9 protein-coding genes are annotated in these 13,110 nt (G+C 58.3%); 6 read left to right on the top strand and 3 right to left on the bottom strand.

Going from position 1 to position 13,110, the window contains the following annotated elements:
* Nucleotides 1–10 precede the first annotated feature (10 nt).
* Both HRF49_08965 and HRF49_08960 read right to left on the bottom strand, forming a co-directional pair.
* The gene (locus tag HRF49_08965; GenBank protein MEP0814779.1) at nucleotides 11–1,810 is read right to left on the bottom strand and encodes an ABC transporter ATP-binding protein; all 1,800 of its coding nucleotides are present in this window, start codon (nucleotides 1,808–1,810) and stop codon (nucleotides 11–13) included.
* Nucleotides 1,811–1,868: 58 nt separating this feature from the next.
* The gene (locus tag HRF49_08960; protein ID MEP0814778.1) at nucleotides 1,869–2,252 is read right to left on the bottom strand and encodes a hypothetical protein; all 384 of its coding nucleotides are present in this window, start codon (nucleotides 2,250–2,252) and stop codon (nucleotides 1,869–1,871) included.
* 320 nt (nucleotides 2,253–2,572) lie between these two features.
* On the opposite strand from HRF49_08960, the gene purE reads away from it, so the two are divergent.
* The 5 genes from purE to HRF49_08935 all read left to right on the top strand — a co-directional run bounded on the left by purE (nucleotide 2,573) and on the right by HRF49_08935 (nucleotide 12,045).
* Nucleotides 2,573–3,055: a 5-(carboxyamino)imidazole ribonucleotide mutase gene (purE, locus tag HRF49_08955; GenBank protein ID MEP0814777.1), complete on the top strand. Its 483-nt coding sequence runs from the start codon at nucleotides 2,573–2,575 to the stop codon at nucleotides 3,053–3,055.
* Between the two features lie 59 nt (nucleotides 3,056–3,114).
* On the top strand, nucleotides 3,115–4,947 hold the full coding sequence (locus HRF49_08950) for an adenylosuccinate lyase (GenBank protein ID MEP0814776.1): 1,833 nt from the start codon (nucleotides 3,115–3,117) through the stop codon (nucleotides 4,945–4,947).
* Between the two features lie 72 nt (nucleotides 4,948–5,019).
* Complete coding sequence (locus HRF49_08945; protein ID MEP0814775.1) at nucleotides 5,020–6,810, top strand: hypothetical protein; 1,791 nt, start codon at nucleotides 5,020–5,022, stop codon at nucleotides 6,808–6,810.
* Nucleotides 6,807–7,739: an ROK family protein gene (locus HRF49_08940; GenBank protein MEP0814774.1), complete on the top strand. Its 933-nt coding sequence runs from the start codon at nucleotides 6,807–6,809 to the stop codon at nucleotides 7,737–7,739. The genes HRF49_08945 and HRF49_08940 overlap by 4 nt, the downstream gene beginning before the upstream one ends.
* A 70-nt stretch (nucleotides 7,740–7,809) precedes the next feature.
* Nucleotides 7,810–12,045 (top strand): PKD domain-containing protein, encoded by a 4,236-nt coding sequence (locus HRF49_08935; protein MEP0814773.1) that lies wholly within the window; start codon nucleotides 7,810–7,812, stop codon nucleotides 12,043–12,045.
* A 6-nt stretch (nucleotides 12,046–12,051) separates the two neighbouring features.
* Here the strand turns inward: HRF49_08935 and HRF49_08930 are convergent, their stop codons facing one another.
* Complete coding sequence (locus tag HRF49_08930) at nucleotides 12,052–12,204, bottom strand: tetratricopeptide repeat protein (GenBank protein ID MEP0814772.1); 153 nt, start codon at nucleotides 12,202–12,204, stop codon at nucleotides 12,052–12,054.
* A 246-nt stretch (nucleotides 12,205–12,450) separates the two neighbouring features.
* On the opposite strand from HRF49_08930, the gene HRF49_08925 reads away from it, so the two are divergent.
* Nucleotides 12,451–13,110, top strand: a 660-nt coding sequence (locus HRF49_08925) for a hypothetical protein (protein ID MEP0814771.1), incomplete at its 3' end; no start/stop codon positions are given.

Genomic DNA, 13,110 nt, shown 5'->3' with positions numbered 1-13,110 from the left:
TTCTCCCCCTTTATCCCGCTCCCGCGCCGCCCCTATGGTTCCCCATATCCTCCCCGTACAAGCTCTGCAGCTCCGCGTACTCGCCGCCGAGGCGCATCAGTTCGTCGTGCGTCCCCTGTTCGATTATCCTGCCGTGCTTAAGGACGACTATCCGGTCGGCCTTGCGCACGGTCGAAAGCCTGTGCGCCACGATTATCGTCGTGCGCCCGAACATGAGCTTGTTCAGCGCGTCCTGCACCTGCGCTTCGGTTATCGTATCCATGTTCGCGGTAGCTTCGTCCAGGATCAGTATGCGCGGATCTTTGAGCAGCGCCCTTGCAATCGCGATTCTTTGCCGTTGGCCGCCGGAAAGCGTCACGCCACGCTCGCCAACTATCGTGTCGTAACCGTTGGGAAACTCGATGATGAACCGGTGCGCGCCCGCGGAGCGCGCCGCGTCCAGTATTTCCACCTCGTCCGCTCCGGGGCAGCCGAATGCGATGTTCTCGCGGATCGTGCCGTGGACGAGGATGTTTTCCTGCGATACGATGCCGATCTGGTCGCGCAGACTGCGCAGTTTGACCTTGCGGATGTCGTGGCCGTCAATCGTGATTAATCCGCCGGTTGGCTCGTAGAATCTCGGAATCAAATTTACGACCGTCGTTTTGCCGCTTCCCGAACCTCCCACAAGCGCAACCGTTTCCCCCGGCGATATTTCGAGGTTGAAGTCCTGCAAGACCTCTTCGCCGCCCTGGTAGCTGAAGTCGACGTGTTCAAAGACGATTCGACCGTCGACCGGGGGAAGTTCAGTCGCCCCCGGCAAATCGGTGATGCCCACCGGCTCGTCGAGAATTTGAAAAATCCGAGCAGCTGCCTGGGTTCCGCCGTGCAGCGTAACAAGCACGCGGGACAGCTTCGCCAGCGGATTCGTGACGAGCGCGGCCATACCGACGATTGCGAAAAAGTCCCCTATCGTGCCCTTGCCGAGGATGAATTGCCAACCCCATACGAGAATGATAGTGAACGGTCCGAGGATGCTGATGAATTCGACCGTCGGCAATAAGAAAGCCGTAAGACGCCAGACACGCATCAGCTCCCGGAGGTTTTCGCCGCTCACGTTTCTGAATTTCGCAGCCTGTGTCTCTTCCTGGCAGAAGCTTTGAACTACGCGGATGGTGACGATGCCTTCCGAAAGAACGGTCGTCATGTCCGCGCCGAGGCGCTGTATCGCGCGGTTCATGTTGCGTAGCTGGATGCCGAAATGACGCAGCAGCATTCCCACTACGATGCTTGTCAGCAGAACGACACTGGCGATCCTCCAGTTGAGTACGAACAGTATCACCAGCCCGCCCGCGACCATGACCGGCGCTATGAAAAAATCCTCAAGCGAGTTGTGAATGAAAGTTTCGAGCTTGATGACGTCGTTCGTGATGCGCGCCATCAAATCGCCCGTGCGGCTCCTGTCGAAAAACGAGTAGGGAAGGCGCTGGAGATGCTCGAACAGCCGGTTGCGCAATTCGGTGCAAGTGCGGAAGGCGATGTTCGACGAAAGCGTGGTGCGGAAATAGGCCGCTACGCTGCGCGCAACAAGAAGCGCCAACAGGATTCCCAGGAAGTCGAGGAATCTCTGCAGGCTCTTCGAAGGAAGTATCTCGTCGAATATATATTTGAACGCCGGCGGTATTGCAAGCTGGATAGCCGCGTAAACCGCCGTCGCTCCAAGCGCGAGCGCAAGCCTGCGCCTGTGAGGCGACAGGTGGCCGTCCCACAGACGTTTAACTATTGCAGTGGTGGACTGGCCGGGCAAATCCGCACCGGAGCGTTTGCTCACGGGCGAAGTTTAGCACGCAAACGCGCCTGAAGGTAATTAATTCTCTGCCCGGACACCGCTACGAAGCGGCTTCGGCGTCCTTCCAATGTTTGATCGCCTTGAGCGATTCTTCTAGGTTGAATGGCTTGAACTTGTCGCCCATCATCGGCTTGAGAACCGCATCATCGTGGCAGGTTGTGCAGTTCGCCTTGGGATCGCCGGCTGGTTTCACCTTCGCCGGACTCTTGATGTGATCGGATGCCGGACCGTGACATGCTTCGCACTGGACGTTGACCAGAAGCGGAGTTTTCTCGAAGCTCACCCATCCGCCTTCCGCGCCGTATCCCGTGACGTGGCACTTGATGCATTCGTCTTTCTTTTGAGCCTCCGCATCGAGAACTCCCCAGGCCTTGTGGAACATGCCGGAATTCTCGAACGCCTTTATCTGGTTCGGGTGGCACATTTTGCACTTGTTGGCGTTGTCGCCGACGTATACGGGCCCCTTGGGTGCGTCCTCGGCAAAAGTAAGCGTGTAGGTAAATGCCCCAATTGCGGCGACCAGCAAGAAAATCGAAAGAAAACGTTTCACGAATCGTTCCTCCTTGCAGCCGGATGGCTGACGGCGAAATTATATCAGCGCGGCTGCATTCGCGCAAAAACCGGGGCGGCCTCCGGCAAATTTCATTGGCGGCCGAACTTTCACAAACATGTTGACGTTCGGCTGCAGCGGGGGTATAATTGAATTGGAAAGGGCTTTTGCCCTTTTGTCGGAGAGGCGGCTGATTGATTCATTCGATCGGTGTGATCGTCGGCTCGAAAAGCGACGTTCCCAAGCTTGAAAAGGGGCTTTTGCTCCTGGACAAATTCGGCATCCCGTACAGGTTGGCTATATGCAGCGCGCACAGGGATCCGGACAGGCTCAAGGAAACCGTCGCGGCTTGGGAAGCCGATGGAGTTGGCGTTTTTATAGCTGCGGCAGGGCTCGCCGCGCACCTACCGGGCGTGACCGCGTCGTTGACAACCAAGCCTGTAATAGGGCTTCCGTTGAACGCGGCCCTCGACGGTCTCGACTCTCTATTAAGCGTTGTCCAAATGCCGCCGGGTATTCCCGTTGCGACGGTCGGCGTGGACAATTCTGGAAACGCCGCGGTTCTGGCTGCGGAGATACTCGCGCTGGGCGACAAAGACCTTGCCGCCAGGATTTCCGATTACAGGCGCGCCGAGCGGGAAAAGGCGCGCGAGGACGACGCCGCACTCGGCCGCTGAAACTTGGCGCCGCGGCAGCTTATTCGTCCCGAAGATTTTAATATTCTCAGGAGCAAAGAATGATTGAGCGGTACACGCGCTCGTCCATGAAACGCATTTTCGGCGATCAGAACAAGTTCAAACGGTGGTTGGACGTGGAGCTCGCCGCACTTAAAGCATGGGAAGAGCTGGGCACGGTTCCCAAGGGAACCTACGATCGAGTAAAGAAGAAGGCGAAGTTCACCGTCAAGGGCATCGAGGACATCGAAAAAACGACGAATCATGACGTGATTGCCTTTACGACGAACGTCGCGTCGTACGTTGGAGAGGACTCCAAATGGATCCATTTGGGGCTGACATCCAGCGACGTGGTGGACACCGCGCAGGCTCTTATCCTGGTGGAGGCGGTGGATGAAGTTGTCGCGGGAGCGGAAACCGTGTTGGGTCTGCTTAAGGATTTGTCGATCCGGTACAAGGATGCCGTAACCATAGGGCGGACCCACGGAGTGCACGCAGAGCCGACGACTTTCGGGCTGCGCGTCGCGGTTTGGCACGCGGAAATGCAACGCGCGATAGCGCGCCTCCGGGCCGCGCGAGAGGAAATCGCGGTCGGAAAGATGAGCGGCGCAGTTGGAAACTTCGCGCACACTCCGCCGGAGCTGGAAGAAAAGGTGATGTCGGAGCTCGGCCTTTCCTGCGATCCGGTTTCAAGCCAGGTCGTCCAGCGCGACCGGCATGCTTTTTTGATGTTTGCCCTCGCGCTTCTGGGCGGCACGCTCGAAAAAATCGCAATCAATTTGCGCACCTTGCAGCGCACCGAAATCGGCGAGGTGATGGAGCCGTTCGGACACGGCCAGAAAGGCTCTTCCGCGATGCCTCACAAGCGCAATCCGGTCACGCTGGAGCGGATTACGGGGCTCGCGAGAATCCTGCGCGCCAATGCGCTGGCGGCCGCGGAAAACCAAGCCCTATGGGACGAGCGCGACATAAGCCACAGCTCGGTCGAGCGCGTGATACTGCCGGACAGCCTGACAATCGCGGATTACATACTGGACAAAACTGCGTACGTGCTCAAAAACCTGGAAGTAAACGTGCGCAGGATGGAGTTGAACACTCAAGCGACCAAAGGACTTTACTTCAGCCAGACCGTGCTGCTTAAGCTGGTGGAAAAGGGCGTTTTGCGCGAGCGGGCGTACGAAATCGTCCAACGCAACGCAATGAAGACTCACAAGGAAGGAATTCCCTTCTACGACAATTTGCTGAAAGATTCGGAAGTGACAAAAGTTCTTGACAGGACCGAGCTCGCCGAATGCTTTTCCAACAAGCACTTCACGCGGTATGTTGATTATATCCTTGAGAGAGCCGGAGTGCTGGATGCCGGCCGCGCCAAACTTAAGCCCGACGCGGCGGAGCTGAAGGCGCCGGAAAAGGCAAAGCCCGCATCGCGGAGTTCGTCCCGCAATCAGCAGCGCAAACAAGAGCCTGCCAAGCCCCCGGAGCCGCCCGCGAAGCCTGCGCCGATGGTGGTGGTCGAAGAGCCCGCGGACGCATTCGCCGCGCACCTGGCGGCGCCCGATCCGATAATCCGCTCCGTGCGGTTCGGACAAAGCGATCCTTATCCAGCGCGGCACATTCCCGCAAGGCAGATCGCTCCGGTTCCTCTGCAGGACGACAGGGACAGTGAAGCCGCCCGCCGCAAACGCCGCAAAAGGCCGCGCCGCACCCGTCCCGCCGCGCCCGCGCTCGGTCCCGCGCAGCCGCTTATTCCGCCGGGGAACAGGCGTGACGAACCGGAGTACGAAGACTATCAGCCGGCGCAGCTTGAAGATTGGCGCAATCCCGCCAAAAGCGTTGTTGACACCGCTTTCAAACGACCCGGCGCGCGTCAGCCGAGGCGCACAAAAAAGCGATAAATTCCCTTCGAATGCGAGGGGAAGTGCCTCGCTCCAAAGGACTGTCGCAATTGTGCAAGTTATAATGCGGCGGTGGCCGCATCCACAACCGAAGCGACGTGGCCCGCGCGCTTTCTTGAGCTTTGGGCAGCTGCGGACTGGTCCGTGGAAATCACGGGCGGAGTCGCGCGCGCGCGCGCGCGGGCAGCCCTTTTCGCCGATTGGCTGGAAAGGCTCGCCGTGCTGTCTGGTGTGCCGATATCCCTTCGGCTGCCGCTTGTTGATGTCGCCCGGCTTTCGTTCACGACGATTGATTGCACGAAGCTCCCGGTGTCTCATCCCTTGAGAGGCGCTTTTTCGGCATCCTCAAAGGGTATGCCCGAAGAGGCCGCCGAGGCGTTCGCCGCGGGGACTGCTTGGGAAGGCCGGCTGCCCGCGCTGGTCAGGTTCGCCCGCGGCCTGGCATCCATCGAGATGGCGGAATCCGAAAACGGCCTGCCCCCTCTTTGGCCGAGAGTCGTCCTGCGGTTCGACGGAAGCGTGTCGGTATCCCCCGTTTCCGGCCCGGACGGATATCGAGTCCGCGAAGAGCTTGCAGCGCTGGTTGAAACGTCCGGATTAAATATTCCGATAACCGCCAACGTTCTCGATCCGCTAAGCCATGTCAAGGCGGGGACTGAAGTCGCCGTGGTTGCTCATTTCGATCCTCACGGACTGACGGCGATGATTCCGACGGTCAGGACTCTCAGGGAGTCGGGGCTTGCTTCCAGAATAGTATCGAGCTATGACACCACGGGCGATTACGCCAGGCTTTGGAAAAGGATAATCAAAGAGCTTTACGAGAAACCGGATATCGGGGCGCTCGTCCTTCTCGATCTTTCTATAGACAGCCGCAATCCCGATCGCTGCTTCGAATTCGCGGCGAAAGCCAATGCCGGAGAAAAACCGATACTATGGATAGACCATCACCGCGACACGCTCCTGGCGGCGTCCAAGCTGGCCGGACCGAAGGTGACGCTGCATCTGACCGGGGTTCTGGGCACGCATCTTGCGCAGAGCCTTCCGATGCGCGAAATAGAATTGCTGACGGTGGGCGCGGTTTCGGATAAAGATCCGTACGCGATGTGGGCGGCGAAGCTGTGGCGCGAATCGGGCAAGATGAAGGATTTGTTTTTGATTTTGAACGGCGTCGAGTCTGCGCTCGATTCGGTCACTCCCCCGCCGCGACAGCTAAGAAAAATATTGCGCAAGCAATCGCTCGATTTGTTTTCATCCGTCAAGGACCGGATAATGCGGCTCGACCGGGAATATTTGATCGAGCTTGGAAAAAAAGCCAAGGAAAGTCCGCTTACGCTTGCTGACGTATCATCGCCGCCGGCCGCGCTTATCGAGGAGAATCCCGAGTTGGCGGAATACTGGAACAGCCATTCCGGGGCCTGGGGGCTTTATCCGGGGGCCGCGGTAGAAGGGCTGGAGCCGCTTTTCGAACCGATGGGCAGGATTATCGTTTTCACCAAGCGTCCGCCGGGCGCGGGCCGGTTCTGGTACGAAATAATGGAGGACGCGATGTCCTCCTTCGGAAAATACGGAAACGGCCTGCTTCGCACCCCGTACGCGGTCGCGACGCGGATACTGGAGAACGGCAAAGCGAACGTATTGTTTCTTACCCACCACGAGGCCAACAGCGCGCCGGATATCAGGCTGTTTTTGCCGCAATCGTACCAGACCAGGTGGATAGGTCACCCGCGTGCGTTCTGGCTGGACGTTCGTCAGGGAAGCGAAAAAAGGCTTATCAATCTTGTGGTCAAACGCGTAAACGCATTCATGGAAGCCGTTTTTCCCGACGGCGGGGACGGCAAAAACAATATTAGGAGCAGGCAATGAGCGCGAAACTTGCGGTAGCACTCGATATCGGCGGAAGCGCGGTGAAGGCGGGGCTTGTGGACACTTCGTCGGGGGAGCTGGTTTCGTTCGTGGGCCGCGTCGAAATCGGCACGGATAATCCCGCGGAATTCGCGGCGGGGCTGCCCGCGCTGGTGCGGTTTCTCCTGGAAGGAGCGGAAGGCGACGAGATCGCGGGCGTCGGGATCAGCGTCGCGGGGCTTTGCAGGGACGGCATCGTGGCCGAAGCGCCGAATTTAAAGTGGTTCGACGCGCCCCTTGCGAGGCTTGCATCCGACGCGCTTTCATCGGACGGAATCGCGGCGAAGGTCGCCGTCGAAAACGATGCGGACTGCTTTACGCTCGGCGAATGGAAGTACGGCGTCGCGAAGGATTGCCGCAGCGTGCTGGGGCTGACGCTCGGAACCGGCATCGGAGGCGGATTCGTAAAGGACGGCAAATTATTCCACGGCGGCCAGGGCTACGGAATCGAGCCGGGGCATTCCAAGATTCCGCAGGATATGGAGTGGCCGCCGTGCGGCTGCGGCGGAAGATTCTGCCTGGAGGCCGGCGCCGCCGCGAAAGGGATTATCTGGACCTACATCGAAAAAGGCGGCAAGGCGGAGCCGGGAATCACCGTCGAAACGATTAAGCGGCGCGCGGAGGAAGGCGAGGAGGCCGCGCTGCGCACGTTCCGCCGCATCGGGATGCGCATCGGAATCGGGATCGCCGGGATGTGCAACATGCTCAATCCGGACGCCGTCGTCATCGGCGGCGGGATAAGCGGCGCGCGGGAGTTCATCGAGCCGATGCTTCGCAGCCACCTGGAGGCCGGCACGCTTATTTCGGTGCGCGCGAACGCGGAGCTTCTCTGGAGCGAGCTGCAGAACAGGGCGAATTTGCTGGGCGCGGCCTGCGCGCTGGGCGCGTGACTAACGCCATATACGCGTTTTAAATTTCCGGGTATAATAAGCCTGTTCGTCTCGTCCTCAGGAGTTTCATATGACTGGAAAGGGCGGCTGGATTGTCTGGGCAATTGCCATAGCTTTGATTGCCTTAGTTCTTGCCGTAACACTTGCGTCCTGCGGGCGCGGAAAGTCTCGGCTTGGCGGAAGGACGGAGCCCGGAGGCGGACAAGCCATCACGACTCAAAACAGAATCCCGCCCCAGGTTTCGCGCTCCGTTGACGAGGTGATCGCCGAAATCAAGGCGTACGAGCCACCCGCATCGGCCAATGTTGACAAGGGTTTGTTCGAGACGCTCCGCGCGGAGCTTCTTGCAAAGGTGCAGGAAATCGCATCGTCCCGCAATGTATCGAGCTTCCCCATCCGCACGGCATCTTCCGGCGACCGTGACGACGAGGTTGGATTGACGATTGGAGACGTCTTCGTCATCCCGCGTCTGGACGGGAAGAACGAGATTGTTTGGAACGAGACGCTTGCGGGGGACTTCGACGGCAACTTCGAAGTGGGAGTATCGGACATCACCCCGATCGCGCTCAATTACCTGACGATGTACGGCGCCGGATACGGAAACGGAGCCAACGAAGAATCCGACCGGATGCTGCTTTACGCGCAGGGATACCAGACGGCGGCCGCGGCCTCCGAGCCGGAGACCGAAATCGGGGTGAGCGACATCACGACGATTGCGCTGAATTACCTTTACACCGGGCCGTGGGGATACGACATCTGGCGTATACCGCTTTCGGGCGGGATACCCGAGCGGATACCAAACCCCACCGACAGCGACGCGCCCACTGTAGTGCGCACTCCCGACTTCAACCAGGGAACACCCAAGACATACTCCTACGTGGACACGCTGCCCGCGCAGCCGTCCAGTTTGCGATCCGCTTCCACTATCACCGAGGACGGAGACGGATGGGGCAACGGGGATTGGTACTACTACATCGCGAAGCGCAATTCCAAACAGGAGTCCGCGCCCAATCCTCCTTCCGCGCCCAAGTTCAACGTGCATGCGAAGTACATCGGGCCGTTCCATATCGACTCCGGCCAGGATGTGACGCTCGGTATCGAAGTATTCGGGGACGTAACCCCTGTCTCGTACGGAATCAACTGGGGGGACAGTGCTACGGACAGCGCGGCATCCTCGCAATTCACGCACGAGTTCACTCACTCCTTTACCCAATCCGGCAAGTTCGTTCCCGTCGTCACGGTGCAGGGGATACCTGAAGGCCAGTCCGCCATTGTATTTGTCATCCAGGAAGCGCCGCCGGTGCATGTCGATTCGAACTTACCCTGGGCGCCTACCGATCTGCGCGTCGATCCCACCGAGACGGGAGTGCACCTGAGCTGGGGAAGCGACGATCCGAACGCCACCCCCGAGGACGTATTCCGCGTCTACTACTCGCTGCGCCGGTGGGATTCCCGTCCGACTTTCCTCGGTCTCACATCCGGCAACACGTTCGACACGCCGATTACGGAGCAGCTTATGGGCGGGATGAGCATTTTCTTCGCCGTAACCTGTGAGCGCAACGATGCCGAAAGCTCGTTCTCCAACGAGGTCAAGTGGCCGCCGTCGGGTATACCCGCGCCCAATCCCCTTACGCTTCTCGGCACGTCAAACGAAACCCGCGTCGATCTGTCCTGGGCGGCCGTTCCCGACGGCCAGGATTACACCGTCACTGGATACCGCGTTTACAAGGGCTTGGAGCTTGGCGATCCCAATCCGGTGCTTGTTTCCCAGCCCGATCCCCTGCCGTCCACGCAGACTTCGTACACGTACATTCCTGAGCCGGGCGAGGAAGTGCTTTACTTTTTCGCGCGCACGGTTGCGGACGGCGGCAGGACGAGCGGGCGCAGTAACGAAGTCGTCTGGCAGCCGACTACTCCGCCGCAGCCGCCGAAGAATTTGACCTCAAGCGCGGGATACAGGTACATCCGCGTGAACTGGGAGGCAAGCCCATCTGCGGGCGTGAGCGGGTATCGCGTCAGCTATTCGCCGACCGACGATCCGGGCAACATCAAGCTGTTCGAGACGACCGGGGATGCGCGTTCGTATACGATTACAAACAGCGGCGGCTCGCCGGTTCTGAACAGCAAGGAGTACAACCTGTGGGTCGAGGCGGTTCGCGCGGGCTTGTACTCCGGCAAGGCCGGGCCGGTGACCGCGGATCCTTTCAACACCGCTCCGACGGCCGGCTTCGTCGTCGACAAGACATCAGGCGCCGCGCCGCTGACGGTGCAGTTCAACGCGTCGACGGGCAGTCCGGCGTCCGGCGATCCGGACGGACGGCCGCTCACTTACGACTGGGACTGGGGCGACGGCACCGCGCACGGGACGGGGGCGACGCCTTCGCACACCTACGAGGACGAAGGCGAATTCACGCCGGCACTCACAGTCACCGACGAGGAAGGCGCGATGGACGATTACACGGGCGCGACGATAAGCACGGTTCCGGGCGCGCCCACCTCGGTCGCTAACGCGAATCCCCAATCGGGATTTGCGCCACTCACCGTCAACTTCACCGCGACGGGGAGTTCGGATGCCGACGGCGAGATAATCAAGTACGAGTGGCAGTTTTTCGCGGGCGACGACTGGCACGACTACACGCCGCAGGGCGGTGACGCTGCGCACACGTACAACGCGAAGGGAACGTACACCGCGACGCTGAAGGTTACCGACGACTCCATCCCAACGGGTAAGGTTGCGTACGACTCGGTGCAGATCACGGTTACCAACAAGCCGCCGGTCGCCGAAGCTAACGCGAATCCGACGAGTGGGACGAAGCCGTTGCTTGTCGGTTTCAACGCGACCGGAAGCGGCGACCCCGACGGTACGATCGTCAAGTGGGAATGGGACTGGACGAGCGACGGGACGTACGACTGGGAAAGCAATTCCGGCGGCGGGACCAATTACACTTACACGAACCACGGCGACTTCACAGCAAAGCTGCGCGTGACGGACGACAATGGCGCGACGGGGACGGACACGGTGGCAATCCACGTCAACGCGCCTCCGGTGGCGGTTCTTACCGCGGATCCGACGGAAGGCGACCCACCACTGACGGTGAACTTCGACGCAAGCGGGAGTTATGATCCGGACGGAACCATCGTCAAATACGAATGGGATTGGGAGGGGGATGGGACGTATGATTTTGATTCTGGGACTCAGGCCACTGCTCAACATACCTATGACACGGGAGGGTCCTTTACCGCAACTCTAAGGGTAACAGATTTCAATTTCGCTGGTTCTATCGACAATGTTAATATTGCAGTTTATGGTATGAATAATGAAGTTGTTGACAGCGTAGGCGATGTTGGCGGTTTTGCCTCTATTGCAATAGATTCCAATCATCGAATACATATAAGTTATGATGACGGAACAAATGGAGATCTCAAGTACGCATACTTTGACGGAGTGATTTGGAATATCACTTCTGTCGATACAAACGGAGATGTTGGCTATTATACTTCAATTGCCGTAGACTCGCTTGGTTATCCCCATATTTGTTATACAGACAATACAAATCTTGACCTTAAATATTGCAAATGGAATGGTGCTTCTTGGAATATTGAAACCATAGACAGCGCAGGAGATGTTGGCGGACAAAAATCAATTAAAATTGATAGCGATAACTATCCCCATATTAGCTATCAGAACCGAACGACAGATGACCTAAAGTATGCGCATTACAATGGTATATCCTGGAATATTACTACAGTTGATAGCACCGGAATCGTAGGTGAAGGCAATAGCTTAGCCCTAGACTCTCAGAATCGACCACATATTAGTTATCACTTTTACGATGCGAAGGACCTGAAATATGCGTTTTATAACGGTTCATCTTGGATAAAAGAAACCGTGGATAGCGATGGTGATTTCGGCGAATTTACGGCTATCGCGGTGGACAGCACAGACCGACCTCATATCGCGTATTTAGACAGAACATCAACGGAGCGCTTAAAATACGCATGGAATAACGGTGAGCAGTGGTCCTTTGATATTATTGACGAACAAGGCGGTACCGGTTTTTGGGTTTCGATGGAACTGGATTCTGCGGGTAATGCTCGCGTTGGTTATCGCGATGAGTGGAATAAAGATCTTAAATATGCGAGATTCACTGATCCTGGCTGGAATAATGTTGTTGTTGATGGCGCCGGGGAAATCGGGCTGTATGGATGTTCAATTGCGCTAGATTCGGACAATTATCCCCATTTTGCTTATTACGATGGATCCAACGCTAATCTAAAACATGCTTGGTATGGATTACCAAATTAAACTAACTTACTTTTCCCCCACCCTCCCCACCAGCTCCGCGACCTTCTCGCTCGTCGCCGCGTACTCCGGATATAGCGCGAGCATCCTTTCCGCGTGCCTTCTCGCGTGCTCGGCGTTCCCGAGCGCAAGGTGCGCGCGGGCGAGCGCGAAGTGGTTCATCGCGCTGCCGGGGGTTATGCTCGCCGCCTTGTTTGCGTATATCAGAATCTTGGCCGGGTTCCTGCTCCCCTACGGCATTTCAAATAACCATCTCTCGTAAATAGCACTGGGGCGAATATGTTAAATCCACCGTTCATACTGCTCCTTTTCCGACCACCGAACTCGCCTTTCGCTTCCTAATAATCACGCGCCTTCGGCGGTACCAAGGTGCGGCTCGGGAATTCACATTTTCAGGAGTGAACATCATTGCTTTACGACGACTTTTCAGGCTCTACGCTCGACCCGTTCAAATGGACCATCGCGGCCGCGCCGCTGGGCGACGGCTCGTTCTGGTATTGGCGGGACGTGAACGCTATCGAAACGCAGGCGGGCGGGCGGTTTTCGATTGACATCCCCAAATTCAGCTCGAACAACGACATTGTCCAGATATTCGACAATCCGAAGCACCTTTACCTTGCCAACATGAGCTGGCCGACGGGCGGCGGGCCGGCTCGGTTTTCGTGCGTGCTTGCGGGCAGCGTGACGGGCGACCCGGACGACTACCGCGACGGATTCGCCTCGTTCAACGTTTTGGATTTCGAGAGCGCGATGGTTTTCGACATCGTCACGAACGGGCACAGGATTTGGGCGATATACGAGCGGCTGCTGATACCCGGGGCGACGACGCCGGAGCAGGCGTTCACCGAGGTGGTTGATTTGGGCGTGCCGACCGTACCGATGAGGGAGCACGAAGTCGCGGTCGAATTCGACGGCGCGGGCGCGTCGGTGCGGTTTTTCGTGGACGGCGCGGAGCTTCTTGTGCGCGAAAACGTGCCCGCGGTTCCGTCGCAGCTGACCTGCGGCTTCGGGCTGATCACGCTGTGGCCGATCGAAAACGGCAAAAGCGTTTCCTGCAAAGGGCAGGGG

The organism is bacterium (assembly GCA_039961635.1).
Lineage (GTDB): Bacteria > 4484-113 > 4484-113 > JAGGVC01 > JAGGVC01 > JABRWB01.
Note: the sequence above shows the minus strand (reverse complement) of the source record. Positions and strands in the feature narration are given on the sequence as shown.